This is a genomic window from Pseudomonas brassicacearum subsp. neoaurantiaca, assembly GCF_013608025.1.
Taxonomy (GTDB): Bacteria; Pseudomonadota; Gammaproteobacteria; order Pseudomonadales; family Pseudomonadaceae; genus Aquipseudomonas.
In genome coordinates this window covers 304,097-328,648 of sequence record NZ_VDLV01000033.1, presented here as the reverse complement: position 1 = coordinate 328,648, position 24,552 = coordinate 304,097, and the positions used below count along the sequence as shown (strand labels likewise).

Genomic DNA, 24,552 nt, shown 5'->3' with positions numbered 1-24,552 from the left:
CCACGGAGCAAGGCCGGAGTGAGGGCATGCCGAGCCTAGGCGAGGCACCGAGTGGTGGGGCATAAAGCGTTTTGCTTACTTTTGCGCTTCTCAAAAGTGAGCCGCTGTAAGAGCGGAACCCAAAGTGGCCGTTACCGCAGCAATGGATATACACCCCTAAACCCGGAAACCCGGAAACCCGGAAACCCGGAAACCCGGAAATCAAGGACTGTAATACCCCACCGCCACTAGGAAATGCCCCGCCTTCTTCAGATAGGCATGCTTGTTCTCAACCTTCCCCGTCACCGGATTCTTCCAGCGATACTCATATTCCCCCGCGTCCTGCTTGCCGATCATCGCCAGGATTGGCTCGCCCACAGGCTTGCCGTCCGGATCCTTGATCTTGGCGAAATCGGTATTGATCAACCGCAGGTTGGTGCCGTGCCCGACATAACGATGGGTATCAAGATCAACGACAAATACGTACAAGTCGTCCTGAAGGTAGCCGCCCTTGAGCGAGTTGATTGCCGTCAGCGTGGTTTTCTCGTTCTTCAGCAAATCACCCGCTGCCTTGTCCAGCAGCGCCTTGGCCTGTTCGGCGGAGGCCCTTGGCAGGTAGTAGCCGACTGCGAGGATCCGCTCGCCGACCCGCTGGAAATACACATGCTTGCGCTCGACCTTGCCGTCCGCCCAGTTCTGCCAACGATAATCAGCTTGCTGGATACCACTGGCCTCGGGAGTTTTCAGCGCCTCTTTGAAGGCTTGGCGCAGGTCAGGTCCCAGCACCTCGGAAACGTCGCGACCGATCAACGCTGACGAAGGACCGCCGCTGGCAAGCATTACGCCCTGAGTATCGACCACGAACACGTAGCGGTCCTTGTCGACGAATTCGCCTTGGCGGCTGAACGCGGCGAACGCTTTGTCACCGTTATCGTGGTAGTAGGCCAAGGCCTTTTCCAGCAGTGCCCGGGCGGCCTGGCCGTCGTCCGGTCCGGCGGCCTGGGTCTGCATCAGAAACAGTATTGCGGCCAGCCCGGCCATCCATCGAATAAACCCCATGCGCGCGCCCTCGTTCTTGTTGGTGTTTCAAGAGCGTAGACGGCGTACGTAGGAGCTGCCGAGTGCAACGAGGCTGCGATCTTTTCCCTGACAATTGAGTCTTGAGCGAAAGATTCAAAGATCAAAAGATCGCAGGCTCCTACGCCTGGCCAAGGGCTACTCAGGCTTATTGAGCCCGAGCGCTCAGCTGTTGTTGCAGGTACTGAATCTGCGATTGCAGCGTGTTGATGTTGCGGGTGACCTGGCCACGGAACGCATCGAATTCAGCGGTGTTGCCGCCCGAACGGTTCTCCTGCTGACTCTTGAGCACGACCATGTCCTGCTCCAGACGCTCGATGGCGGAGTTGGAAGTGGCTCGCTTCAGGGCCGTGATGTCGGCACCGATGCTCTTGAGCTGGGCATCCAGGGCACCGCCCTCGCCTTGGTTCTTCAGCGCGGTCACTTCAGCCGTCAGCGTCTTGAGCTGGGCTTGGAGTTCTTTATTGGCCGCCTGCAACTGAGCGGTGGCATTTTCCTGTGCACTGGCCTGGGTAATGATCTGGGCCAATTCCTTGCCCAGGTCGTCGGACGGACCGAACGCACCTTGCTGCGGCTTGTTCAACTCCTGCAGCCGGCCTTCGAATTGCCGGCCCTGCTCCTGCAGCTTGTTGTCCAACTGCTTGATCTGCAGTTTCAAGGCTTCACTGTCGCTCATGACATTTGACTGGCCGGCGACGACCTTGCCGGAAATGTCCTGCAAGCGCCCCGCCGCATCCTCGCTGATCCGGGCGAAGCTTTCCTGGGTGGCCACCAGTTGCTGTTCCATCAGGGAAATCTGCTGGAAGCTCCACCACGCCAGGAAAGCGAAAGCACACAGCAGCGCGCCGATCAGTGCCCACAACGGCCCTGTGCTCGGCCCCTTGACCTTGGCCGCCGCAACGGGCGCCGGACGCGCTTGCACGTGGGGCTGGCGGTTGGGCATGAAGTCATCGTCATCGGGAATGTCGGCCCGCATCCGCAGGCTCGGTACATCATCGAAGTCGTCGTTGGCATCGTTACGCATGGGCATGGGTCTAACCTTTGGGAAACCGGGGATGGCTTGATGTGGCGAGTATAACCCCCTCGCCCGCCGCACCCATTGACCCCGAACCGGGCACTCGGTTCATGACGGGGCGATCAGCGGGCGTCCTGGACACGCCACCAGGCGCAAAATTCATCAAGGGCGGTCCACAAACTGACCTGTGGATCGTAATCGAGATAATGCCTGGCCCGACTGATATCCAGGGTGAAATTCTTGTTCATGACCTGCATGCCCAGGCGCGACACCGTCGGTTCCGGGCGACCGGGCCAAAGCGCGCACAAGCCTTCGTTCACCGCACCGAGGCTGTAGGCCAGCCCGTAGGACCGATAGCGCCTGACTTGCGGGACTTCCATTTTTCGCATGACGTAGTTGACCACGTCCCACAGCGGGACCGGCGCGCCGTTGCTGATGTTGTAGGCCTTGCCCAACGCCGAATCCGTGGCCAGCAGGCTGCTGAGCAGCGCTTCATTAAGGTTCTGGACGCTGGTGAAATCCACCTTGTTCAGTCCGTTGCCGACAATCGCCAGCCGGCCCTTGCGCTGCATTTTCAACAGGCGCGGGAAAATGCTCATGTCTCCGGCCCCGGTGACGAAGCGCGGACGCAGCGCCAGCACTTCCAGGCCGAACTCCTGGGCGCCGAAGACTTTCTGTTCGGCCAGGTATTTGGTGGCGGCGTAGGGATGCTTGAAGCGCTTGGGCACTTGTTCTTCCGTCAGCCCCACGTGGTCACGGCCATCGAAATAAACGGACGGGGACGACAGGTGCACCATCCGCCGAACCTTCTGCTTGAGGCAAGCCTCGACAACGTTTTCAGTGAGCTGGACATTGCCCAGGTGAAAATCCTGATAACGGCCCCACAACCCCACTGAGCCGGCACAATGCACCACGGCATCAACGTCCCGGCACAAATCACGGGCCAGTTCCGGATCGCTCAGGTCGCCCGGGATGAACTCGGCGCCGCGCCTCACCAGGTGCTCGACGCTTTCGGCCCGGCGGCCGTTGACCCGAACATCCAGGCCTTGCTCCAGGGCGAAACGCGCAAAGCGTCCGCCGATGAAGCCGCTCGCGCCGGTGACGAGAATTTTCATGTAGTGCTCCGATGAAGAAGGTTTTGCGTATTGCGTGCAATCCTGACGCTGCGAATCAGCCCAACGGCACCAGCCACTGCCCGGACGCGCGAACCAGTTGTTCGGTCAACAAGCCGAGCAACTGCCCGCCGTTGCGCCAATGATGCCAGTACAGCGGCACATCGATCGGTTTATCTGCGACCAGCTCCACCAGTTCGCCCCGCTCCAGTTGCTCACGCACCTGTAATTCAGGCACCAGCCCCCAGCCAAGCCCAGCCTCGGCAAGGCGAATGAAACCTTCGGATGAAGGGCACAGGTGATACTCGAAACCACCTTCGAGGCCGAGGGACGCAAGGTACCGGTGCTGTAGGAAATCATCCGGGCCGAACACCAGGGCCGGCGCGCGAGCCAGTTGATCAGCGCGCACGCCGTCGGGGAAGTGCCGGGCGATGAAGGCTGGATTGGCAAGGGCACGGTAACGCATGGCTCCCAGCAATACGCTGCGGGCACCAGCCACGGGACGCTCGCTGGCACAGACACAAGCCGCCACTTCGCCAGCACGCATGCGCTTGAGGCCAACGGTCTGGTCCTCTACCACTAGGTCCAGCAACAGATGCTGTTCGGCGCAGAACTTACCCACGGCACCAGCCCACCACGTCGCCAGGCTGTCGGCATTCAAGGCAATCCGCAGGCGCTCGGGCAGCCCTGCTTCGTCCAATGCTGGTACCAGGCTTTGCAGGTCACGCTCCAGCAACCTGACCTGCTGGACATGGTTGAGCAGCCGACGGCCGATCTCGGTCGGCGCCGGCGGCGCGGCGCGCACCAGTACGGGCTGGCCAACGCGCGCCTCGAGCAATTTGATCCGCTGGGAAATGGCCGATTGCGACAACCCCAGAACCTGCGCGGCACGTTCAAATCCAGCCTGCTCGACCACGGCCGCCAGGGCGGAAAGCAATTTGTAGTCGAACATCAGTTTTCCTAATGGGCAATCAGCAAGATTGGTTTTTCTTATAACTCGACGAACCGGAGAATGGCCAGCATTGCAAACCTGGATGGAGAATCCCTATGTGGCAAAGCTATGTGAACGGCCTGCTGGTGGCCCTCGGGTTGATCATGGCGATTGGCGCGCAGAATGCCTTCGTCCTCGCCCAGAGCTTGCGCCGCGAGCATCACTTGCCCGTGGCTGCGCTCTGCATAACCTGCGATGCGCTGTTGGTGGCCGCCGGAGTATTCGGGCTGGCCACGCTGCTGGCCCAAAGCCCGCTGTTGCTGTCGATCGCACGCTGGGGGGGTGCCGTATTCCTGCTCTGGTACGGCAGCCAGGCGTTGCGCCGGGTCTTTTCCAAACAAAGCCTGCAACGGGATGAAAAACAGGCGGCGCGCTCATTGCACACGGTGCTGCTCAGTGCGTTGGCGGTCACGTTGCTCAACCCTCACGTCTACCTGGACACCGTGCTGCTGATCGGTTCCCTGGGCGCCCAGCAAAGCGTACCCGGTGCGTATGTCATAGGGGCGGCCAGCGCCTCGCTGCTGTGGTTTTCCATTCTCGCCATCGGCGCCGCGTGGCTGGCGCCCTGGCTGGCCCGGCCCACTACCTGGCGCGTCCTGGATCTTCTGGTGGCGGTGATGATGTTCAGCGTGGCGATGCAATTAATCGTCTCGGGCTGATATTCCAAACCGCTCTGGAACCTCTATCCCACACAGTTGTTGCGTGGTTATGCCGCACCCCCGGTGCTATGATCCGACTCCTGCGCCCAAAGAGTACAAACTCGCTGGCGCTAGTCTGGCCGCCCGTGATCGGCCTTGCGCTCACCGCAACTGACCTGATTAGGAGAATCACCATGGCTTTCGAATTGCCGCCGCTGCCGTACCCACACGACGCACTGGCGCCACACATCTCCAAAGAAACGCTGGAATACCACCACGACAAGCACCACAACACCTATGTCGTGAACCTGAACAACCTGGTGCCTGGCACCGAGTTCGAAGGCAAGACCCTGGAAGAAATCGTCAAGACTTCCTCGGGCGGTATCTTCAACAACGCCGCTCAGGTCTGGAACCACACCTTCTACTGGAACTGCCTGGCACCAAACGCCGGCGGTCAACCAACCGGCGCTTTGGCTGAAGCCATCAACGCCGCCTTCGGTTCGTTTGACAAGTTCAAGGAAGAATTCAGCAAGACTTCCATCGGCACCTTCGGTTCCGGCTGGGGCTGGCTGGTCAAGAAAGCTGACGGTTCCCTGGCCCTGGCCAGCACCATCGGCGCCGGCAACCCGCTGACCAGCGGCGACACCCCGCTGCTGACCTGCGACGTCTGGGAACACGCCTACTACATCGACTACCGCAACGTTCGTCCGAAGTACGTCGAAGCGTTCTGGAACCTGGTCAACTGGAAGTTCGTGGCTGAGCAGTTCGAAGGCAAGGCCTTCACTGCGTAAGTCGTGATGCCAATAAAAAACGGCGCTTTCCCGACGGGAAGGCGCCGTTTTTTTTAGCGGACTGGATTGTTTCGTGGAAGCGGGCTTGATCGCGGAAGCGGAGTGTCAACCGACGGATAGGTTGTCTGACTCACAGTCTTCGCGAGCAAGCCCGGTCCCACGACTAGCTTCGCGGTGAATGACCAATCTCGCACCGGGCAGATGACCTCGCGTCTGAAATCCAAGAAAAAATCCCGCCAGGCCTCAAGTTGCAGGCCTTTCCAACCGAAACAATGGTCGTAGAGCAATCACTCTGTAAACACCGTATAACGGCCAGGTTTCAGGCGAAAACCCTTGTGTTTGATTGTCCCTTTGACTGACATCACAGGATTGCCAATACTCATGGCAACTTGACGCTACCCGCACGGAACAAGGAATCTCTCTTTGAAGCTGGAACTCAAGAACAGCTTGTCTGTGAAGTTGCTCCGGGTCGTGCTCCTCTCGGCATTGATCGTTGGCATGATCTTGAGCTGTGCCCAGATCGTGTTCGATGCCTACAAAACCAACCGGGCCGTTACTGACGACGCCCAGCGCATCCTCGATATGTTCCGCGATCCTTCTACCCAGGCGGTCTACAGCCTGGACCGGGAAATGGGCATGCAGGTGATCGAAGGGCTGTTCCGGGACGAAGCCGTGCGCGTGGCGTCCATCGGTCACCCTGGTGAAACCATGCTCGCGGAAAAGGCCCGGCCTCTACAGCATTCCAGTAGCCGTTGGCTGACTGACCTGATTCTCGGCCAGGAACGAACCTTCACCACGCAGTTGGTGGGTCGTGGCCCCTACAGCGAATATTACGGCGACCTCAGCATTACCCTGGACACCGCCAGCTATGGCCAGGGTTTTATCATCAGTTCGGTGATCATTTTTACTTCCGGAATGCTGCGGGCCTTGGCGATGGGCCTAGTGCTGTACCTCGTCTATCACTGGCTGTTGACCAAACCCCTGTCGCGGATTATCCAGCACCTGACCGAAATAAACCCCGACCGCCCGAGCGCGCACAAAATCCCGCAACTGCCGGGGCACGAGCACAATGAGCTGGGCCTGTGGATCAATACCGCCAACCAGTTACTCGCCTCCATCGAGCGCAATACGCACCTGCGCCACGAAGCAGAAAACAGCCTGTTGCGCATGGCCCAGTACGACTTCCTGACCGGCCTGCCCAATCGCCAGCAGCTTCAGCAGCAACTGGACAAGATACTGGTGGACGCCGGGCGCTTGCAGCGTCGCGTAGCCGTGTTGTGCGTAGGGCTGGATGATTTCAAGAGCATCAACGAACAATTCACTTATCAGATTGGCGACCAGTTGCTCTTGGCCCTGGCCGATCGGCTGCGTGCCCACAGCGGTCGTCTCGGCGCCCTGGCGCGATTGGGCGGTGACCAGTTTGCCCTGGTCCAGGCCGATATCGAGCAGCCCTACGAGGCCGCCGAACTGGCCCAGAGCATCCTTGATGACCTGGAAGCACCGTTCGCCCTCGATGACCACGAGATCCGCCTGCGCGCCACGATCGGCATCACCCTGTTCCCCGAAGACGGTGACAGCACGGAGAAACTGCTGCAAAAAGCCGAGCAGACCATGACCCTGGCCAAGACCCGCTCGCGCAATCGCTACCAGTTCTACATCGCCAGCGTGGACAGCGAGATGCGTCGCCGCCGCGAATTGGAGAAAGACCTGCGCGAAGCGCTGGCCCGTGGACAATTCACGCTGGTGTACCAGCCGCAGATCAGTTACCGCGACTTGCGCGTAGTGGGCACCGAAGCCTTGATTCGCTGGCATCATCCCGAACACGGCCTGGTGCCGCCGGACCTGTTCATTCCTCTGGCCGAGCAGAACGGCACCATCATCGCGATCGGCGAGTGGGTGCTGGACCAGGCCTGCAAGCAGTTGCGCGAGTGGCACGACCAGGGCTTCGTCGACATGCGCATGGCGGTCAACCTGTCCACGGTGCAGTTGCACCACGCCGAGCTGCCACGGGTGGTGAACAATTTCCTGCAGATGTACCGCTTGCCGCCACGTAGCCTAGAGCTGGAAGTCACCGAGACCGGCCTGATGGAAGACATCACCACCGCCGCCCAGCACCTGCTTAGCCTGCGTCGCTCCGGAGCGCTGATCGCCATCGATGACTTCGGCACCGGTTATTCGTCGCTGAGTTACCTCAAGAGCCTGCCGCTGGACAAGATCAAGATCGACAAGAGCTTCGTCCAGGACCTGCTCGATGACGAAGATGACGCGACCATCGTCCGCGCCATCATCCAGTTGGGCAAAAGCCTGGGGATGCAGGTCATTGCCGAAGGCGTCGAAACGATCGAGCAAGAGGCCTACATCATTTCCGAGGGCTGCCACGAAGGCCAGGGCTACTACTACAGCAAACCCCTGCCGGCCCGGGAGCTGGGCCTCTATTTGAAACAGGCGGAGCGCATCAAGGCCTCCATCGTCTGATTCCCGCTGCCCTGCACCTGTAGGCGCTGGCGAAGCCTGCGATCCCTTGATGTTCGCTTGGGATTCAAAGGTCAATCAAAGGATCGCAGCCTCTCTTCGCGAGGCAGCGCCTACAGACGCCGCCGAAAGGCGGCGATCTGCATTATTAAACAAGAAATATTTACGGCCGCACCCTTTACACATAATGCAAATCTTTCGCATTATGTCGCAGTTTTTGCGCACCCTCGCGCCAGCCCCACTCATCATCGAAGCAGGATCTACGCCATGATTCGTATGCCTCTGGCTACCGCCAGTCTGTTGGCCATCGCCATTTCCCTCGCCGGTTGCGGCGAAGGCAAAGACAAGGCCGCCGCGCCGCAAGCGCCAACGCCGGCCGCCAGCACCGCTGCACCGGCGGCCCCCGCTGCCGCTGGCAAGATCGACGAAACCGCCGCCAAGGCTGTTGTCGCGCATTACGCCGACATCGTCTATGCCGTCTACAGCGATGCCGAATCCACCGCCAAGACCCTGCAAACCGCCGTCGACGCCTTCCTCGCCAAGCCGAACGCCGACACCCTGAAAGCCGCCAAGGCTGCCTGGGTTGCCGCGCGCGTGCCCTACCTGCAGAGCGAAGTGTTCCGCTTCGGCAACACCATCGTCGACGACTGGGAAGGCCAGGTGAACTCGTGGCCCCTGGATGAAGGTCTGATCGACTACGTCGACAAATCCTACGAGCATGCCTTGGGCAACCCGGGCGCCACCGCGAATATCATTGCCAACACCGAAGTCCAGGTCGGCGAAGACAAGGTCGACGTCAAGGACATCACCCCGGAAAAACTCGCCAGCCTGAACGAGCTGGGCGGTTCCGAGGCCAACGTTGCCACTGGCTACCACGCCATCGAATTCCTGCTGTGGGGCCAGGACCTCAACGGTACCGGCCCTGGCGCCGGCAATCGCCCGGCCTCCGATTACCTGCAAGGCGCTGGCGCCACCGGCGGCCACAACGACCGTCGTCGTGCCTACCTGAAGTCCGTCACCCAACTGCTGGTCAACGACCTGCAGGAAATGGTCGGCAACTGGAAGCCGAACGTGGCCGACAACTACCGCGCCACCCTGGAAGCCGAACCTGCCGAAACCGGCCTGCGCAAGATGCTCTTCGGCATGGGCAGCCTGTCCTTGGGCGAACTGGCGGGCGAGCGCATGAAAGTCTCCCTGGAAGCCAACTCCCCGGAAGACGAACAGGATTGCTTCAGCGACAACACTCACAACTCGCATTTCTACGATGCCAAAGGTGTGCGTAACGTCTACCTGGGCGAATACACCCGCGTCGACGGCACCAAGATGACCGGCGCCAGCCTGTCGTCCCTGGTGGCCAAGGCCGATTCGGCCGCCGACACCGCGTTGAAGGCCGACCTGGCCGACACCGAAGCCAAGATCCAGGTCATGGTCGACCACGCCAACAAGGGTGAGCACTACGACCAACTGATCGCCGCGGGCAACACCGCGGGCAACCAGATCGTACGCGACGCCATCGCCGCCCTGGTCAAGCAGACCGGCTCGATCGAACAGGCCGCGGGCAAGCTGGGCATCAGCGACCTGAACCCGGACAACGCTGATCACGAGTTCTGATCAACGCCGGACGATTGAAAAAGGCGACCTTCGGGTCGCCTTTTTTGTTTGGTCCCTCAGCGCGTGAGCATAAGAAAAACCCCGTGGCGAGGGAGCTTGCTCCCGCTGAGCTGCGCAGCAGCTCCTTTAATTTAACTGGCACACCGCAGGGGGCCGCTTCGCGACCCAGCGGGAGCAAGCTCCCTCACCACGGGGCTGTGCCCGGCGCCACCTCATTGCAAACCGGCAAGCCTGGCTTCGATAAACCGTCGCTCCGGCAACTGCTGCGTCAATTCAAGCGCACGCCGGTACGCCGCCCTCGCCTCGTCAACCCGCCCCAACTGCCGACAGAACTCTGCCCGTGCCGAATGGGCCAGGTGATAATCGGTCAATTCGCCCCGGCCCAATATCCCGTCGACCAATTGCAGCCCCGCCTGTGGCCCGTCGCGCTTGGCCAGGGCGGCCGCGCGGTTGAGTTCGATCACCGGTGATGGCACCGCGCGCAAGAGAACGTCGTAAAGGCCAACGATCTGCGGCCAGTCGGTCTCTTGCGCCGTGGATGCTTCGGCATGCACCGCAGCGATCGCCGCTTGCAGGCAATAAGGCCCGAACCGCCGGGTATTGAGCGCGGCCTCGACCATGGCGCAACCTTCGGTGATCATTGCGCGATCCCACAGTGACCGGTCCTGTTCGTCCAGCAAAACCAACTCGCCGGTCATTGAGGTTCGCGCCGGCCGCCGCGATTCATGCAAGAGCATCAAGGCTAACAATCCCATGACTTCGGCTTCGGGCAGCAATTCCAGCAACAGGCGCGCCAAACGGATGGCTTCGCGAGTCAGGTCTTCGCGGGTCAACTCGGCGCCCATCGATGCCGAATAGCCCTCGTTGAACACCAGGTAAATGACCCGAAGCACACTGTCGAGCCGCTCAGGCAGCTCCGTGCGGGACGGCACCTGATAGGGAATCTTCGCGTCGCGAATCTTTGCCTTGGCCCGCACGATGCGCTGGGCAATGGTCGCTGGCGCGGCGAGGAAGGCCCGGGCGATTTCCTCGGTGGTCAGGTCGCAGACTTCACGCAAGGTCAACGGCACCTGCGCGTCAGCCGCCAATGCCGGGTGGCAACAAGTGAAAATCAGCCGCAGCCGATCGTCTTCCACGTCTTCATCGCTCCACTCGGCTTGTTCCAATGCTTCAAGCTGGGCAATCAGCATCGGCTGCGAGGCGGCGAAGCGCGCCCGCCGACGCAGGCTGTCGATCGCCTTGAAGCGTCCGGCCGATACCAGCCAGGCCCGCGGATTATCTGGCACACCGTCGCGCTGCCAGCGCTCGACCGCGATAAAAAAGGCCTCGTGCAGGGCTTCTTCAGCGAGGTCGAAATCCCCCAGCAGGCGAATCAGGGTCGCCAGGATTCGCCGCGAATCCTGGCGATAAACCTGCTCGACCCGCGCCTTGACCGCTTCGGCCAGCATCAGGCGGACAGGCCCTGGGTTATCGGCCTGATGGCTCGGCTGGAAACAGGCTCACGTTTCATGAAAACGCTCCCGCGGAGGATGACGTTCAGGGGTTCAGTTGCCGCACGGGCCGGACCTCGACGCAACCGACCCGGGCCGCCGGTATGTTGCCGGCGACCTGGATGGCTTCGTTCAAGTCCTTGGCGTCGATCAGGTAGAAACCCGCCAGTTGCTCCTTGGTTTCGGCAAACGGGCCGTCGGTAATCGACAGCTTGCCGCCGCGCATGCGCACCGTGGTGGCGGTCTGCACCGACTCCAGCGCTTCGGCCGCGACCATCCGGCCGCTGCCCTGGATCGATTCGGCGTAGGCCATGCACTCGGCGTCCTCCGGGCTGTCCGGCGAGTTATGCAGAACTTCTTCGTTGCTGTACACCAAGCATAAATACTTCATGGAAAACTCCGTGATCGGACTGATCGACAAGGATGGCAGAAGCGAACCGCAGCCGCTCAGGGCTGCAGATCGAAAATCGCCGTCCCGGCCATCGGATCGAACGGCGCCGACCAGTGCTCATGGACGATTTTCCACTGCGCGGCCGAACGCTTGTAGCACGCCGTCACGCGCATCCAGCAAGCCTGCTCCTCACCTTTGTCGTTGGTGCCGCCGCAATAAGCCAGCCAGTGGGCGAACGCAATATTGTCGGCTGGCGTGATCTGCACCTGATGGAAATCGAACTTGTGCGGGCCGGGGCACATTTCCATGCAGGCCTCCCAGTGGGCCCGGTAGGCGACCTTGCCCTTGAATTGCAGGGCCTGGATGGCGTCGAACGAAACAATGTTGTCGTCATAGAGCGCCATGACTTTTTCCACGTCCTTGGCCATGACAGCCTGGCGATAGGTGTCGATCAGCGCCTGGATTTCGGTGGCTTGGGTGTTCATGGTGGTTCTCCGCAGGTTTTTGTTAGAGACATCCTTTGTCGTTTGGAGAAACGGCGAATCGACAGCCAAACAAAAATAATCCAAAGAAAAAATTTCGCTAGAATCCAAGGCCCATTCTGTCGGCAAACAACGGACGTTTTCGTGACTGCTCAGCTCGTGCCTTATGAAGACCTGACTCCGCTGCAACGGCAACAGGTCGAATCCATCGAAATCCACCCCGAACAAATCAAGTTTTCCGGCGACATCCACGGTGCGTTGCATACACTGCTGTCCAAGCCCGGCCCAGGGGTCAAGGGTTTCGCCTTGCTGGCCGGCGAGGTGCCGGTGGCGTTCCTGCTACTCAAGCGCCCGCCCGTGCTGCCCGCTTGGGCCAACGAACACAGCGCTACTTTGCACGCCTTGCAAGTCGACCACCGCGCCCAGGGCAAGGGCTATGGCAAGGCCTGCCTGCAAGCACTACCCGCCGTGGCCCAGGCAGCGTGGCCGGAGATCAAGGGGCTGGAGCTGTCGGTGGACGCTGATAATGTCTCGGCCATCGGCCTTTACACCCGGCTGGGCTGGATCGACAGCGGAGAGGCCTACAAGGGTCGCATCGGTTATGAGCGGCGGATGGGGTTGGCGTTTTAACAACGGTTTCGACGATCAGAAAGCGCTATAGGTGGGAGCTGGCTTGCTCCCACTGGGACTCGCGTCGATCAGCTGGGCTTGAGAGGTATCCAGATTTCCAGGCTGCCTTCGCCGGTCCGGGGATTGAAATCTTCGCTGTAGCGCTCGAACTCCGGCTCGTCCGCCGCTTGGTGGCCGGATTGCGGCAGCCATTCCTTCCAGATGTATTGGAAGGTGTCCGGTAGGTTCTTGAGCGGCCCTTTGTGTTCAAAGACCGCGTACGGCCCGGGCTGGATTTCTATCCAACGGTATTGTTCGGGCAGATCATCGAGGCGGCTGATTTCCACCCCGGCAATGTATTCGAAGCCACCTTGGCCGTCCGGGTTGCAGCACACCCCGTAGGTCACTTCGTCTTTCTGCCCCGGCATGTTGCCAAGCCAAGGCAGGAATTTTTCCCAAAGCTGCGGGATGTCCTGGGCGGTGTCCTGGGTAAAACGCGCGCCGAAACCGGCGATGAGCTGAAAGCGTCCCTGTTCAAAGCGCGGCTCGCCTGCGTTAACGCGTTTTTGCGTTTCCATTGCTTCAACACTCCGGAAAACTTGAGGTCGGGCTTGGCAGTATAGAGGCCAAACCGTGATTGCCAGGCCGTTTCGCTTGTCAAAGTCCAGGCAGGACAGCCGTAGCGTTTTTTCCTACAAACTCGTTGTAACCAGAAACAATCACGTAAACGGCGAAATAACAGAAGATCGCAGCGGAAGCCCAATACGAGTAGCGCAGCAATTTATCCCCCAACAATTTTCCGCCTTGGGTCGCCGCCAGGCACAGGCCCGCGCTCCAAAGCAACCCGGCGCTGAGAAATCCTCCCAGGAACAACGCCGAACTGAGCACCGTGCCACCACCGGAGCGGGCGATCAGCGTCCCGCCTACCGCCGCGAACCAGAGAATGGCGCTTGGAGATGACATGGCGAGGAAAATCCCGCGGAAAAACTCCTGCCGTGGCGAGTTGCCTCGAGTTTCGCCGGCCTCGGCCAACACTGCATGATGGTAGATCGCCGAATGAACCATCTTCGCGGCGAAATACAACAACAGGACCGAGCCGCCAATCCACAGCACCCAGCGCACCGTGTCGTATTGCAACAACACAGTCATCCCGGCCAACGCCAGGACTGCGTAGATCAAATCCCCTACACAGGTGCCCAGGCCCAGGGCAAAGCCTTGGAAATAGCCGCGTTGCATCGCCAGGGTGATCATCGCGATATTGGCCACGCCAATGTCCAGGCACAGCGAAAGGCTCAGCAGGAAGCCGCTGGAAAATTCCATCATTCGTTCCATCAAGATTGGGTGTGCAGTGTTTACCGATCCACGGGCCGGCGGTGGCACCGCAGCCGGGGCAACAGTGTCGTCGAAAATAGTTCGATGCGGCTACTGGACAATCTGTCATCAGCCCGATTATCTTGCGCCGCAGGCCACCGCAGTGGCCAACGTCGCTCGGACGGTTCCGGGCGCTCACGTATCTCGAGGCAACAATGGCCGAACAAGGTTCGCCGCGCCGCTTTGCGCGCATCGATCGACTCCCCCCGTACGTATTCAATATCACTGCCGAGCTGAAGATGGCTGCGCGTCGGCGCGGCGAAGACATCATCGACTTGAGCATGGGTAACCCCGACGGCGCCACGCCTCCACACATCGTGGAGAAACTGGTCACCGTCGCCCAGCGTGAAGACACCCACGGATATTCCACGTCCAAAGGCATCCCACGCCTGCGCCGCGCCATTTCGCGCTGGTACAAGGACCGCTACGAAGTCGACATCGACCCGGAAAGCGAAGCCATCGTCACCATCGGCTCCAAGGAAGGCCTGGCGCACTTGATGCTGGCCACCCTGGACCAGGGCGACACGGTGCTGGTGCCCAACCCCAGCTATCCGATCCACATCTACGGCGCGGTGATTGCCGGCGCCCAGGTGCGTTCGGTGCCGCTGGTGCCTGGCGTGGATTTCTTCGACGAGCTGGAACGGGCCATTCGCGGCTCGATCCCCAAGCCGAAGATGATGATCCTCGGCTTCCCTTCCAACCCCACCGCCCAGTGCGTGGAGTTGGACTTTTTCGAGCGGGTCATCGCCCTCGCCAAGCAGTACGACGTGCTGGTGATCCACGACCTGGCCTATGCCGACATCGTCTATGACGGCTGGAAAGCCCCGTCGATCATGCAGGTGCCCGGCGCGAAAGACATCGCGGTGGAATTTTTCACTCTGTCCAAGAGCTACAACATGGCCGGCTGGCGCATCGGCTTCATGGTCGGCAACCCGGAACTGGTCAGCGCCCTCGCGCGAATCAAGAGCTACCACGACTACGGCACTTTCACCCCGCTGCAAGTGGCTGCCATCGCCGCCCTCGAAGGTGACCAGCAATGCGTGCGTGATATCGCCGAGCAGTACCGCCAGCGCCGCAATGTGCTGGTCAAGGGCCTGCATGAACTGGGGTGGATGGTGGAAAACCCCAAGGCGTCGATGTACGTCTGGGCCAAGATACCCGATGCCTACGCGCACCTGGGGTCGTTGGAATTTGCCAAGAAGCTGTTGGCCGAGGCCAAGGTCTGCGTCTCGCCGGGGGTGGGGTTCGGGGAATATGGGGATGATCACGTGCGCTTTGCACTGATCGAGAACCAGGACCGGATTCGCCAGGCGGTGCGGGGGATTCGGGGGATGTTTCGGGCGGATGGGTTGGCAAGCAAACCTAACGCCTGACACCAAGCCAACGGTGGGAGTTGCTCCCACCCTGGCTCTGCTGATTACCAGAAATCAGTGTGGGAGCGAGCCTGCTCGCGAAGGCGGTGTGACAGTCAACAGAGACGCTGAATGTTATATCGCTTTCGCGAGCAGGCTCGCTCCCACAGGGTATTGCTTCAGGTTTAGATCACCAACGACAGCAGTAGGATAAAGATCAAGCCCACCACCGACAGGATGGTTTCCATCGCGGTCCAGGTCTTGAAGGTCTCGGCCACGGTCATGTTGAAGTATTGCTTGACCAGCCAGAAGCCCGCGTCGTTGACGTGGGACAGGATCAACGAACCGGCACCGGTCGCCAGCACCAGCAACTCACGGTTCACGCCTGGCATCATCCCTACCACCGGCACGACAATCCCGGCACCGGTAATGGTCGCCACGGTCGCCGAACCCGTCGCAATCCGAATCACTGCGGCCACCAGCCACGCCAACAGGATCGGAGAGATCTGCGCGCTGACCGCCATGTGGCCGATCACGTCACCCACGCCGCTGGTCACCAGCATCTGCTTGAAGCCACCACCGGCACCGATGATCAAGATGATCGCGGCCGTCGGTGCCAGGCTGGCATCCAGCCATTTCAGTATCTGGCTGGAGCCGATGCCCTGCTTGTAGCCAAAGGTGTAAAGCGACAACAGCAACGCCAACAGCAGCGCCGAGATCGGGTGGCCGATCATGTCCATCCAGGTGCGGAAGAAGTTGCCATCCGGCAGCGTCACGTCAGCGAACGTCTTGAGCAGCATCAGGAACACCGGCGACAGCACGGTGACTAGGGTGATGCCGAAACTCGGCAGTTCAGCGCCGTCGGTTTCACGCGCCAGTTGATCCACCAGTTCCTGGTTCGGATGGCCGGGGATGTGCTTGGCAATGAACGTACCGAAAATCGGGCCGGCAATGATGGCGGTCGGCAGCGCAACGATCAGGCCATAGAGAATGGTCTTGCCGATGTCAGCACCAAAGATGCCAATCGCCAGCAACGGGCCCGGGTGCGGCGGCACCAGGCCGTGGACTGCGGAAAGGCCGGCGAGCAACGGGATGCCGATCTTGATGATTGACACGCCGGTGCGGCGCGCAACGATGAACACCAGCGGGATCAGCAGCACGAAGCCGATTTCGAAGAACAGCGGGATGCCCACCAGGAACGCGGCGAACATCATGGCCCATTGCACCTTGTCCTTGCCGAAGGCGCGGATAAGGGTCTGGGCAATCTGATCGGCCCCACCCGACTCGGCCATCATTTTGCCGAGCATCGTGCCCAGCGCGAGGATGATGCCGACAAAACCGAGCACGCCACCGAAGCCGTCCTGGAACGCCTTGATGATGGTGCCGATCGGCATGCCCGACGTCAGGCCGAGAAACGCGGCGGCGATGGTCAGCGCAATGAAGGGGTGGATCTTGAACTTGGTGATGAGGACGATGAGTCCGATCACCGTGACCACTGCATCAAGCAGTAGGTACGTCTCGTGGGACATGCCAAACATGGGGGTGTCTCCTGATTTGTTGTTGTTATTGAAGCAGTTATTTGTAGGTCGTCGGGACAGCGCTATCTTTCTGACGCAAATTTTTTGAAACTCAACTGGCCAGCTTCAAACCGTGGGCCAGCCACCAGACGTAAGCCTGGCGCGCCAATTCATCGATGCTGTGGCTGGACGCATCCAGAGCCAGGGTCAAGGGCTCGCCGACAGGGGACTCAAGGGTGGCAAACTGGCTGTCGATCAGGGTCGATGGCATGAAATGGCCGGGCCGATGGGAGACGCGATCGGCGGCCACTTCCGGAGTCAATTCAAGGAATACGAAGCCCAGGCCAGGCAAGGCGCTGCGCAGGCGCTCGCGATAGCTGTGCTTGAGGGCCGAACACGTCAGCACCGGGCGCTCGCCCGTGGCGTCGACGCGACGCAATTCGTCGCACAGGCTGTCGAGCCAGCCGGCACGGTCGTCGTCGTTCAGGGGAATACCGGCGCTCATCTTCTGGATGTTGGCCGCGGGGTGGAACGTGTCGCCTTCGATGGCGGTGGCGCCGCTCAGTTGGCACAGGGCCTGGCTGACGCAGGTTTTGCCGCAACCGGCAACGCCCATGATGACCAGGGCGGTGATTGGATTATTCATGTAACACCTCAGCGCGCAGACAGCGCTACCTTTGCCAGTTATGACACCGCAGCAAAAGCAGAAGTTGCCGACGCCTTCTTGTCATTTTTGTGGTTGCAGCATGTTCGTCCACGACACCAGCGCACAGGGATCAGGCAAACCCCACCAACGCATTTGCAGCCGCGCCGAGACAGCGCTACCTTAGTGCCTTGATTTTTGTTTGGCAAGCCACCCTGATGACCGTCACTAAAAACGATAAGAATACTCGCACCACCGGTCGCCCCACGCTCAACGAAGTCGCACGCCTGGCCGGTGTCAGCCCGATCACCGCTTCCCGTGCCCTGCGCGGCGTCAGCAGCGTGGCCGTGGAATTGGTGGAAAAGGTCCGCCAGGCTGCCCTTGACCTCAACTACGTCGTCAACCCCGCCGCCCGCGCCCTGGCCTCGGCCCAGAGCCATTCGGTGGTGGTGCTGGTGCCATCGCTGTCCAACTTGTTGTTCATCGACACCCTGGAAGCCATTCATCGCGTCTTGCGGCCCAAGGGCTTCGAAGTGGTGATCGGCAACTACCACTATTCCCGGGACGAAGAAGAAGACCTGCTGCGCAATTACATGGCCTATCAGCCCCGGGGTTTGTTGCTGACCGGATTCGACCGAACCGAAAGCGCACGGCGCATGATCGAGGCCAGCAATATTCCCTGTGTATACATGATGGAACTGGACCCGGGGGCCGGCCTCAACTGCGTGGGATTCTCCCAGCTCAAGGCCGGTGAGACCGCCGCCGAGCATCTGATTTCCCGAGGTCGCAAGCGCCTGGCCTACATCGGCGCGCAACTCGACCAACGGACGTTGCTGCGCGGTGAAGGTTTTCGTCGCGCGTTGCAGAAGGTCGGGCTCTACGATCCGGACCTGGAAGTGCTGACCCCTCGCCCGTCATCGGTCGGCCTGGGCGGCGAGTTGTTCCTGCAATTGCTGGCCAGTCATCCGGACGTCGATGCGATCTTCTTCGGCAACGACGACCTGGCCCACGGCGCCCTGCTCGAAGCGTTGCGCTGTGGCATCAAGATCCCCGAGCAGGTTTCGATCCTCGGTTTCAACGACCTGCCCGCCTCGGCCCACATGGTGCCACGCTTGAGCAGCATCAGTACCCCCAGGGAAGCCGTCGGCCGCCACGCTGCCGAACAGATGCTCACCTTGATGGCCGGCAACCGCATCGCCCAACCCGTCGTGGACCTGGGCTTCGAACTCAAGGTTCGCGAAAGCACCTGAGGCTGCCGGGCTCGATGCGGTCGATCCATGCCGACAATCGGCAAGGATTGGCCGCCCCGCCGCAGAAAATGTGCCTGCAGTCCTTGAAATACGGGACTTTGCACGACGGCATGGTAATTGCTCCCGCCCTGGCTCAGCCATTACCTACAGGTGCATATCATGTTGGTCAGTGCAAAACAGCAAGCGATGATCCTGCCGCTCAAACGCCCGGGCGAAGACCCTGTCGCCGAGGCCGCCAGCGGCCTGCAAAGCGCCGCGTTGCAAGCGCTGCGCGATAACGTCCAGGCCCAGGCCAGTCAGGGCAGCGCCCAAGTCCAGGACTCCTTCACCCGACAAGCCACGCAACAGGTCAACGCCGCCACCGCCATCAGCGACAAGGTGGACGAGGCGTTCGCGAAGACGCGCGTGCAACTGCAGACCGTCGCTTCACCAACACCTGAACAAACCACGACGCTTGGCGGCTCCGCGACGGCAGAGTTCAAGGACTACATGAGCAAGACGCCCGAAGAGCGCCTGCGCGACGGCATCCTTGAAGAGATGGGCATTACCCAGGAGGAGGTGGAGGCGATGCCGCCGGAGAAACAAATGGCCGTCAGCCAGGAGATAGCCCAGCGCATGCAGGACAAGTCGGCGATAGCACAGCTGGAAAAGGCCCAAGAGAGCCGCACAGGCGACAAAACCTCGGCCGCGGACATGTTCCTCGCCTCGCTTTGAGCCCTGGTACCTGGCGAAGCGTTTGAGCAGGGGTTACCGCCCCAGCTCAAACCTAAGGCCCGCCGAGGCGATACCGGCTCAATGACCGAACAGATTGACCTTCTTGGCTTTTTTGTCGGCACGCTTTTCATCGGCGGTCTTCGCCGGTTTTTTCTTTGCCGCTTTTTTTGAATCCATGCCTTTGGCCATGATAGGTACTCCAGTCATACGGATGTGACGTCAGGTATACACCTATCGCCGCCCCCGCGTTCTTTTATAATCGCCCCCCTTTCTGCGCCACGACCCTGTCATGTCCGAAATCCATTACGCCGCGCTCGAAGAACCGCTTTGGCCGCTGATGAACAAGTTCTATCGTGCCCACCAATCCTCGATGAAAGCCGTGCGTGACGCGCAGTTGTGGGTGGCACGGCGCGATGAAATCGTCGCCGCCTTGTGCTTGCGGCCAGTGTCAGGCGGGCATTGGTTGACGGGGTTGTTCGTCGCCCCGGCGTACCGCGCCCAGGGCATCGCCGCACGCTTGATCGCCGAAGCGGTGAAAGGCGTGGATGAGCCGGTGTGGCTGTTTTGTCACCCGGACTTGCGCGGTTTTTATGAGCGACGTGGTTTCAGCTTCGACCCTGAACTGCCCTATGCGATGGCCGAACGGCTGAGCCGGTATGCGCGCAGCAAGCCGATGATTGCGATGGGGTTGGTGACTGCACAGTCCTGAAGCGCCATACACCCTTGTGGGAGCGAGCCTGCTCGCGAATGCGGTATATCAGTCGCATCGTCTGCTGAAGTTGAATGGCATTCGCGAGCAGGCTCGCTCCCACAGGTTTGGATGGTGGGTTGTCAATCGTCCGCCGTGGGGTCGAGATCCGGAAACATCACCTCGGTAAAGCCGAACTTGCTGAAGTCGGTGATGCGCGACGGATACAAACGGCCGATCAGGTGGTCGCACTCATGCTGGACCACCCGAGCGTGGAAGCCTGAAGCGATGCGCACGATCGGCTCGCCCTTCGGGTCGAAACCTTCATAACGGATATGCTGGTAGCGATCCACCGCGCCACGCAAGCCTGGCACCGACAAGCAGCCTTCAAAGCCTTCCTCCATCAGTGGGCTCAGCGGCGTGATCAGCGGGTTGATCAGAATGGTCTGCGGCACCGCCTCGGCATCGGGATAGCGCTCGCTGTGCTCGAAGCCGAAGATCACCAGTTGCAGGTCTACGCCGATCTGCGGCGCCGCCAGCCCGACGCCACCGACACTTTCCATGGTTTGGAACATGTCGTCGATCAGCTGCCACAACTCGGGACTGTCGAACATTTCCGGCGGTACTGGCGGGGCGATGCGCAGCAGGCGTTCGTCGCCCATCTTCAGGATTTCATGGATCATGGTCGGGCTTCGTCAGTATGGTTGTGATGGATGGAATGATCGCGGCCCAAGCCCGACACATGCTGCTTCTCATGCGCGCCCGGGGTCTTTTCGCCCGTGTCCTTGCCTTCGGCGGACATGTGCTCGATCACTGCATTCATCTCCGCGCCGAGCAGCAACACCGCCGCCGAGATATAGAAATACAGCAACAGCACGATAATCGCGCCGATACTGCCATACATCGCGTTGTAGTCGGCAAACGTCTTCACGTAGAACGCAAAGCCCAGGGACGCGACGATCCACACCACCACCGCCAATACCGACCCCGGCGTGATGAAGCGAAACTCCTGTTTGACGTCAGGCATCACGTAATAGATCAGCGCCACGGCCACCATCAGCAGAAACACAATGACTGGCCAGCGCACGAGGGTCCAGACGGTGACGATGAAGTCCTCCAGGCCGATCTGCGCGGCAATCCAGCCCATCACCTGCGGCCCCAGCACCATCAGCGCGGCGGCGGCCAACAGCATGCCGGCGATGCCAACTGTGTAGAGGATCGATAGCGGGAAACGCTTCCAGGCCGGGCGGCCCTCAACCACGTCATAAGCGGCGTTCATGGCGCTCATCATCAGGCGCACGCCAGCGGACGCGGTCCACAACGCAACCACGATACCCACCGACAACAAGCCGCCCTTGGATTGCTGCAGTTGGTCGATCACCGGGTTGACCTGCTCCAGCGCCTGGGGCGGCAGGACCAGTTCCGATTGCAGGCGCAGCCAGGAGAAAAAATCCGGCAGGTGCAGGAAGCCGATCAGCGCGATCAGGAAAAGAATGAAGGGAAACAATGAAAACAGCATTTGGTAAGCCAGAGCGGAGGCGTAGGTCGACATCTCGTCGTCGAGAAACTCGGTCACCGTGCGCATCATCACCCGGTGCAGGGGCAAGCCTTTCAAGGCCGGGAACATCATAAGCGTCTCCTTTCGCCGCAAAAAGAGGGGTCGCGTGGCGACTCAAGGGCCGTTTTCTACAACAAAGTAGCCTGTTTGGCGACTTTGGAGCAATTTGATCGTTTTACCAACTGACGCAGAATTGACCGAAGATCCACTGGGCAAGTTTCATCGTTCGTGCAAGCGGGGCTTTATGTTTGGCCGGCAACCACCGAGAATGCCCCTCGTATTCAGGCCGTGGCCCGAAGCTCCCATCCCGTAGGAACGTTATGAAACTCGATAAGAAGCAGGCCATCGCCCGCAGGAACCAGGAACTGGGCGGCGCCGTCCTGGGTGTCAATAATTGCCATTTCAGCGAATTGAACCGCAACCGCAACATTTTCTGGTTCGATATTCCCGTGGCGCGCCTGGCCATCGGTCAGTACGAATGGATTCACCTGCTGCTGCACACCCCGGCCACCGACGAACTGCTGCACCTTAAGGTGCCGACCGTGTTCCTGCGGGAAAAAATGGAAGGCCTGGAAGTGCGCAACCAGGGCAAACGCAAGGCCGCCCTGAGCCTGGAACTGAGCGCCGACAAGGATTCCTACCTGCAGGACATGCGGCCGGGTGGCACCAACCTGGATTTTGCGCAGTTTCGGTTGTAATCGACCGCCACGCTACGCATTCCCCGTGGCGAGGGAGCTTGCTCCCGCTGGACGCGAAGCGGCCCCTTGCGGTGAATCAGTCGGGACGGACGGGCCTGCTGCGCAGCCCAGCGGGAGCAAGCTCCCTCGCCACAAGAGCTGTCCCGCTCCAGGGCATCATCGCGTACATAAAAAGCCCCGCATCTGCGGGGCTTTTTGTGGCAGGTGGCTTTACTTCTTCAGCCCCAACTTCCGCAATTCTTCATCACGCAACTCGCGCCGCAGGATCTTGCCCACGTTGGTGGTTGGCAATGCATCGCGGAATTCCACGGCCTTGGGCACTTTATAGCCGGTGACGTTGGCGCGCATGTGCTCCATCACCTGTTCCTTGGTCAGCGTGACACCCGGACGCGCGACGATGAATATCTTGATCGCCTCACCGGACTTCTCGTCCGGTACGCCGATGGCCGCGCATTGCAGTACGCCCGGCAAGGTGGCCAATACATCCTCGAGCTCGTTCGGGTACACGTTGAAGCCAGAAATCAGGATCATGTCCTTCTTACGATCGACGATGCGCATGTAGCCGTCTGGCTGGATGATCGCAATGTCGCCGGTCTTGAGCCAGCCTTCGCTGTCGAGGATCTCGTCGGTGGCGTCCTGGCGCTGCCAATAGCCCTTCATGACCTGAGGGCCTTTCACGCACAACTCGCCGACTTCACCCAAGGGCTGTTCTTCGCCCGCATCGTTGATCACCTTGCACAATGTCGACGGCACCGGAATGCCGATGGTGCCAACCTGGATGTTCTGGATCGGATTGACGGTGGCCACCGGGCTCGTCTCGGTCATGCCGTAGCCTTCGCAGATCGGGCAACCGGTGACCGCTTTCCAACGCTCCGCCGCTGCCAGTTGCAGGGCCATGCCGCCCGACAGGGTGACTTTCAACGCCGAGAAATCCAGCTTGCGGAAGGCTTCGTTGTTGCACAGCGCCACGAACAACGTGTTAAGACCGACGAAGCCGCTGAACTTCCACTTCGACAGCTCTTTGACCATCGCCGACAGATCGCGCGGGTTGCTGATCAGGATGTTGTGGTTGCCGATCAGCATCATCGCCATGCAATGAAAGGTGAAGGCATAGATGTGGTAAAGCGGCAGCGGCGTGATCAGTACTTCACAACCTTCATTGAGGTTGGAGCCCATCAGCGCCTTGCACTGCAGCATGTTCGCCACCAGATTGCGGTGGGTCAGCATCGCCCCCTTGGCCACGCCGGTGGTACCGCCGGTGTATTGCAACACCGCCACGTCATCGCGGGCGGGGTTGGCTTCGTTCACGGGCTGGCCATGACCCTTGCGCAGCACATCGTTGAACTTGATGGCCTTGGGCAGGTGATACGCCGGGACCATCTTCTTGACGTACTTGATCACGCTGTTGATCAACAGTCGCTTGAGTGGCGGCAGGAGGTCGGCCACTTCAGTGACAATGACGTGCTTGACGCTGGTCTTGGGCACCACGTTTTCGGCCAGGTGCGCCATGTTTGCCAGGCACACCAACGCCTTGGCGCCGGAATCGTTGAATTGGTGCTCCATTTCCCGCGCGGTGTAGAGCGGGTTGGTATTGACCACGATCAGGCCGGCGCGGATCGCACCGAACACGGCGACGGGGTACTGGAGGACGTTGGGCAGTTGCACGGCGATTCGATCGCCCGGCTGCAAATCGGTATGCTGTTGCAGGTACGCGGCAAAGGCACCGGACAACTCGTACAGCTCACCGTAGGTGATCGTCTTGCCAAGGTTACTGAATGCCGGCTTGTCGGCGAAGCGCTGGCAGGATTGCTTCAACACCGCCTGAATATTCGGATACTCATCTGGATTGATGTCGGCAGCAATCCCAGCTGGGTACTTATCCTTCCAAAAGTCTTCGATCATGGAAGCCCCACTCCTCAGCAACGCGAATTCTCACCGCATTTGATGCGATTATTATTGGTGTTTGTTTTTTGGTGCTTGTTTATTGGTGAGTCTGGCTTGGATAAAGGCCGAGAAGTCACAAAAGCGCGCCGAGAGTAGCAGCTTTGCCAAGGGTCGCCTAGAGCCAAAAGTGGCCCCTACAGTCATAAACATGACTCAAGA

24 protein-coding genes are annotated in these 24,552 nt (G+C 60.3%); 10 read left to right on the top strand and 14 right to left on the bottom strand.

Annotated elements, in window-relative coordinates; genetic code table 11:
* Positions 1 to 201 precede the first annotated feature (201 nt).
* From FHK92_RS18820 to FHK92_RS18805, 4 genes are all read right to left on the bottom strand, one after another.
* Positions 202 to 1,038, bottom strand: coding sequence for a cache domain-containing protein (locus FHK92_RS18820; protein ID WP_181289364.1), 837 nt, complete (start codon positions 1,036 to 1,038; stop codon positions 202 to 204).
* A gap of 166 nt (positions 1,039 to 1,204) precedes the next feature.
* Entirely contained in the window at positions 1,205 to 2,086 is an 882-nt protein-coding gene (locus FHK92_RS18815) for an ATPase (RefSeq protein ID WP_181289363.1), read from the bottom strand.
* 107 nt (positions 2,087 to 2,193) lie between these two features.
* Positions 2,194 to 3,186: an NAD-dependent epimerase/dehydratase family protein gene (locus FHK92_RS18810; RefSeq protein ID WP_181289362.1), complete on the bottom strand. Its 993-nt coding sequence runs from the start codon at positions 3,184 to 3,186 to the stop codon at positions 2,194 to 2,196.
* 55 nt (positions 3,187 to 3,241) lie between these two features.
* Complete coding sequence (locus tag FHK92_RS18805; RefSeq protein ID WP_181289361.1) at positions 3,242 to 4,135, bottom strand: LysR family transcriptional regulator ArgP; 894 nt, start codon at positions 4,133 to 4,135, stop codon at positions 3,242 to 3,244.
* A gap of 95 nt (positions 4,136 to 4,230) precedes the next feature.
* Between FHK92_RS18805 and FHK92_RS18800 the strand changes: the two genes are divergently transcribed.
* The 4 genes from FHK92_RS18800 to FHK92_RS18785 all read left to right on the top strand — a co-directional run bounded on the left by FHK92_RS18800 (position 4,231) and on the right by FHK92_RS18785 (position 9,686).
* Positions 4,231 to 4,833 (top strand): LysE/ArgO family amino acid transporter, encoded by a 603-nt coding sequence (locus FHK92_RS18800; RefSeq protein WP_181289360.1) that lies wholly within the window; start codon positions 4,231 to 4,233, stop codon positions 4,831 to 4,833.
* A gap of 173 nt (positions 4,834 to 5,006) precedes the next feature.
* On the top strand, positions 5,007 to 5,603 hold the full coding sequence (locus FHK92_RS18795) for a superoxide dismutase (protein WP_181289359.1): 597 nt from the start codon (positions 5,007 to 5,009) through the stop codon (positions 5,601 to 5,603).
* Between the two features lie 423 nt (positions 5,604 to 6,026).
* Entirely contained in the window at positions 6,027 to 8,078 is a 2,052-nt protein-coding gene (locus FHK92_RS18790) for a putative bifunctional diguanylate cyclase/phosphodiesterase (RefSeq protein WP_181289358.1), read from the top strand.
* Between the two features lie 264 nt (positions 8,079 to 8,342).
* Positions 8,343 to 9,686: an imelysin family protein gene (locus tag FHK92_RS18785; RefSeq protein WP_181289357.1), complete on the top strand. Its 1,344-nt coding sequence runs from the start codon at positions 8,343 to 8,345 to the stop codon at positions 9,684 to 9,686.
* Between the two features lie 212 nt (positions 9,687 to 9,898).
* Here the strand turns inward: FHK92_RS18785 and FHK92_RS18780 are convergent, their stop codons facing one another.
* The 3 genes from FHK92_RS18780 to FHK92_RS18770 form a co-directional block, all read right to left on the bottom strand.
* Positions 9,899 to 11,134 (bottom strand): RNA polymerase sigma factor, encoded by a 1,236-nt coding sequence (locus tag FHK92_RS18780; RefSeq protein ID WP_181289356.1) that lies wholly within the window; start codon positions 11,132 to 11,134, stop codon positions 9,899 to 9,901.
* Between the two features lie 88 nt (positions 11,135 to 11,222).
* The gene (locus FHK92_RS18775; protein ID WP_181289355.1) at positions 11,223 to 11,567 is read right to left on the bottom strand and encodes a YciI family protein; all 345 of its coding nucleotides are present in this window, start codon (positions 11,565 to 11,567) and stop codon (positions 11,223 to 11,225) included.
* 56 nt (positions 11,568 to 11,623) lie between these two features.
* The gene (locus FHK92_RS18770) at positions 11,624 to 12,052 is read right to left on the bottom strand and encodes a YybH family protein (RefSeq protein WP_181289354.1); all 429 of its coding nucleotides are present in this window, start codon (positions 12,050 to 12,052) and stop codon (positions 11,624 to 11,626) included.
* A gap of 141 nt (positions 12,053 to 12,193) precedes the next feature.
* On the opposite strand from FHK92_RS18770, the gene FHK92_RS18765 reads away from it, so the two are divergent.
* Positions 12,194 to 12,679, top strand: a complete 486-nt coding sequence (locus FHK92_RS18765) for a GNAT family N-acetyltransferase (RefSeq protein WP_181289353.1) — start codon at positions 12,194 to 12,196, stop codon at positions 12,677 to 12,679.
* Positions 12,680 to 12,747: 68 nt separating this feature from the next.
* Here the strand turns inward: FHK92_RS18765 and FHK92_RS18760 are convergent, their stop codons facing one another.
* The gene (locus FHK92_RS18760; RefSeq protein ID WP_181289352.1) at positions 12,748 to 13,236 is read right to left on the bottom strand and encodes a GyrI-like domain-containing protein; all 489 of its coding nucleotides are present in this window, start codon (positions 13,234 to 13,236) and stop codon (positions 12,748 to 12,750) included.
* A gap of 79 nt (positions 13,237 to 13,315) precedes the next feature.
* Positions 13,316 to 13,978: a LysE family translocator gene (locus FHK92_RS18755; RefSeq protein ID WP_181289351.1), complete on the bottom strand. Its 663-nt coding sequence runs from the start codon at positions 13,976 to 13,978 to the stop codon at positions 13,316 to 13,318.
* A gap of 206 nt (positions 13,979 to 14,184) precedes the next feature.
* On the opposite strand from FHK92_RS18755, the gene alaC reads away from it, so the two are divergent.
* Complete coding sequence (gene alaC / locus FHK92_RS18750) at positions 14,185 to 15,402, top strand: alanine transaminase (RefSeq protein WP_181289350.1); 1,218 nt, start codon at positions 14,185 to 14,187, stop codon at positions 15,400 to 15,402.
* A gap of 164 nt (positions 15,403 to 15,566) precedes the next feature.
* Here alaC and FHK92_RS18745 read toward each other — a convergent pair whose 3' ends face one another.
* Complete coding sequence (locus FHK92_RS18745; RefSeq protein WP_030139334.1) at positions 15,567 to 16,919, bottom strand: GntP family permease; 1,353 nt, start codon at positions 16,917 to 16,919, stop codon at positions 15,567 to 15,569.
* A gap of 91 nt (positions 16,920 to 17,010) precedes the next feature.
* Positions 17,011 to 17,544, bottom strand: a complete 534-nt coding sequence (locus tag FHK92_RS18740) for a gluconokinase (RefSeq protein WP_030139335.1) — start codon at positions 17,542 to 17,544, stop codon at positions 17,011 to 17,013.
* A gap of 215 nt (positions 17,545 to 17,759) precedes the next feature.
* On the opposite strand from FHK92_RS18740, the gene FHK92_RS18735 reads away from it, so the two are divergent.
* The 3 genes from FHK92_RS18735 to FHK92_RS18725 all read left to right on the top strand — a co-directional run bounded on the left by FHK92_RS18735 (position 17,760) and on the right by FHK92_RS18725 (position 20,214).
* Positions 17,760 to 18,791 carry a LacI family DNA-binding transcriptional regulator gene (locus FHK92_RS18735; protein WP_181289349.1) on the top strand — a complete coding sequence of 344 codons (1,032 nt, stop codon included), beginning with the start codon at positions 17,760 to 17,762 and terminating at the stop codon, positions 18,789 to 18,791.
* A gap of 159 nt (positions 18,792 to 18,950) precedes the next feature.
* Positions 18,951 to 19,505: a hypothetical protein gene (locus tag FHK92_RS18730; RefSeq protein WP_181289348.1), complete on the top strand. Its 555-nt coding sequence runs from the start codon at positions 18,951 to 18,953 to the stop codon at positions 19,503 to 19,505.
* A gap of 289 nt (positions 19,506 to 19,794) precedes the next feature.
* On the top strand, positions 19,795 to 20,214 hold the full coding sequence (locus FHK92_RS18725) for a GNAT family N-acetyltransferase (protein WP_181289347.1): 420 nt from the start codon (positions 19,795 to 19,797) through the stop codon (positions 20,212 to 20,214).
* Between the two features lie 122 nt (positions 20,215 to 20,336).
* Here the strand turns inward: FHK92_RS18725 and def are convergent, their stop codons facing one another.
* Both def and FHK92_RS18715 read right to left on the bottom strand, forming a co-directional pair.
* The gene (def, locus tag FHK92_RS18720) at positions 20,337 to 20,876 is read right to left on the bottom strand and encodes a peptide deformylase (protein WP_181289346.1); all 540 of its coding nucleotides are present in this window, start codon (positions 20,874 to 20,876) and stop codon (positions 20,337 to 20,339) included.
* Positions 20,873 to 21,823: a YihY/virulence factor BrkB family protein gene (locus FHK92_RS18715; protein ID WP_181289345.1), complete on the bottom strand. Its 951-nt coding sequence runs from the start codon at positions 21,821 to 21,823 to the stop codon at positions 20,873 to 20,875. The genes def and FHK92_RS18715 overlap by 4 nt, the downstream gene beginning before the upstream one ends.
* Positions 21,824 to 22,071: 248 nt before the next feature.
* On the opposite strand from FHK92_RS18715, the gene FHK92_RS18710 reads away from it, so the two are divergent.
* Positions 22,072 to 22,449: a hypothetical protein gene (locus FHK92_RS18710; RefSeq protein ID WP_030139341.1), complete on the top strand. Its 378-nt coding sequence runs from the start codon at positions 22,072 to 22,074 to the stop codon at positions 22,447 to 22,449.
* 210 nt (positions 22,450 to 22,659) lie between these two features.
* On the opposite strand, the gene fadD1 is transcribed toward FHK92_RS18710, so the two are convergent.
* Positions 22,660 to 24,351 (bottom strand): long-chain-fatty-acid--CoA ligase FadD1, encoded by a 1,692-nt coding sequence (gene fadD1 / locus FHK92_RS18705; RefSeq protein ID WP_181289344.1) that lies wholly within the window; start codon positions 24,349 to 24,351, stop codon positions 22,660 to 22,662.
* Positions 24,352 to 24,552: the final 201 nt, after the last annotated feature.

What these genes read in the sequence shown, in the direction of transcription:
- FHK92_RS18760 (WP_181289352.1), bottom strand. Translation starts at nt 13,236, where the DNA reads ATGGAAACGCAAAAACGCGTTAACGCAGGCGAGCCGCGCTTTGAACAG.
- FHK92_RS18810 (WP_181289362.1), bottom strand. Translation starts at nt 3,186, where the DNA reads ATGAAAATTCTCGTCACCGGCGCGAGCGGCTTCATCGGCGGACGCTTT.
- def (WP_181289346.1), bottom strand. Translation starts at nt 20,876, where the DNA reads ATGATCCATGAAATCCTGAAGATGGGCGACGAACGCCTGCTGCGCATC.
- FHK92_RS18710 (WP_030139341.1), top strand. Translation starts at nt 22,072, where the DNA reads ATGAAACTCGATAAGAAGCAGGCCATCGCCCGCAGGAACCAGGAACTG.
- FHK92_RS18745 (WP_030139334.1), bottom strand. Translation starts at nt 16,919, where the DNA reads ATGTTTGGCATGTCCCACGAGACGTACCTACTGCTTGATGCAGTGGTC.
- alaC (WP_181289350.1), top strand. Translation starts at nt 14,185, where the DNA reads ATGGCCGAACAAGGTTCGCCGCGCCGCTTTGCGCGCATCGATCGACTC.
- FHK92_RS18755 (WP_181289351.1), bottom strand. Translation starts at nt 13,978, where the DNA reads ATGGAATTTTCCAGCGGCTTCCTGCTGAGCCTTTCGCTGTGCCTGGAC.
- FHK92_RS18800 (WP_181289360.1), top strand. Translation starts at nt 4,231, where the DNA reads ATGTGGCAAAGCTATGTGAACGGCCTGCTGGTGGCCCTCGGGTTGATC.
- FHK92_RS18815 (WP_181289363.1), bottom strand. Translation starts at nt 2,086, where the DNA reads ATGCCCATGCGTAACGATGCCAACGACGACTTCGATGATGTACCGAGC.
- FHK92_RS18725 (WP_181289347.1), top strand. Translation starts at nt 19,795, where the DNA reads ATGTCCGAAATCCATTACGCCGCGCTCGAAGAACCGCTTTGGCCGCTG.
- FHK92_RS18775 (WP_181289355.1), bottom strand. Translation starts at nt 11,567, where the DNA reads ATGAAGTATTTATGCTTGGTGTACAGCAACGAAGAAGTTCTGCATAAC.
- FHK92_RS18785 (WP_181289357.1), top strand. Translation starts at nt 8,343, where the DNA reads ATGATTCGTATGCCTCTGGCTACCGCCAGTCTGTTGGCCATCGCCATT.
- FHK92_RS18770 (WP_181289354.1), bottom strand. Translation starts at nt 12,052, where the DNA reads ATGAACACCCAAGCCACCGAAATCCAGGCGCTGATCGACACCTATCGC.
- FHK92_RS18715 (WP_181289345.1), bottom strand. Translation starts at nt 21,823, where the DNA reads ATGATGTTCCCGGCCTTGAAAGGCTTGCCCCTGCACCGGGTGATGATG.
- FHK92_RS18795 (WP_181289359.1), top strand. Translation starts at nt 5,007, where the DNA reads ATGGCTTTCGAATTGCCGCCGCTGCCGTACCCACACGACGCACTGGCG.
- FHK92_RS18805 (WP_181289361.1), bottom strand. Translation starts at nt 4,135, where the DNA reads ATGTTCGACTACAAATTGCTTTCCGCCCTGGCGGCCGTGGTCGAGCAG.
- FHK92_RS18740 (WP_030139335.1), bottom strand. Translation starts at nt 17,544, where the DNA reads ATGAATAATCCAATCACCGCCCTGGTCATCATGGGCGTTGCCGGTTGC.
- FHK92_RS18820 (WP_181289364.1), bottom strand. Translation starts at nt 1,038, where the DNA reads ATGGGGTTTATTCGATGGATGGCCGGGCTGGCCGCAATACTGTTTCTG.
- FHK92_RS18730 (WP_181289348.1), top strand. Translation starts at nt 18,951, where the DNA reads ATGTTGGTCAGTGCAAAACAGCAAGCGATGATCCTGCCGCTCAAACGC.
- FHK92_RS18780 (WP_181289356.1), bottom strand. Translation starts at nt 11,134, where the DNA reads ATGCTGGCCGAAGCGGTCAAGGCGCGGGTCGAGCAGGTTTATCGCCAG.
- fadD1 (WP_181289344.1), bottom strand. Translation starts at nt 24,351, where the DNA reads ATGATCGAAGACTTTTGGAAGGATAAGTACCCAGCTGGGATTGCTGCC.
- FHK92_RS18735 (WP_181289349.1), top strand. Translation starts at nt 17,760, where the DNA reads ATGACCGTCACTAAAAACGATAAGAATACTCGCACCACCGGTCGCCCC.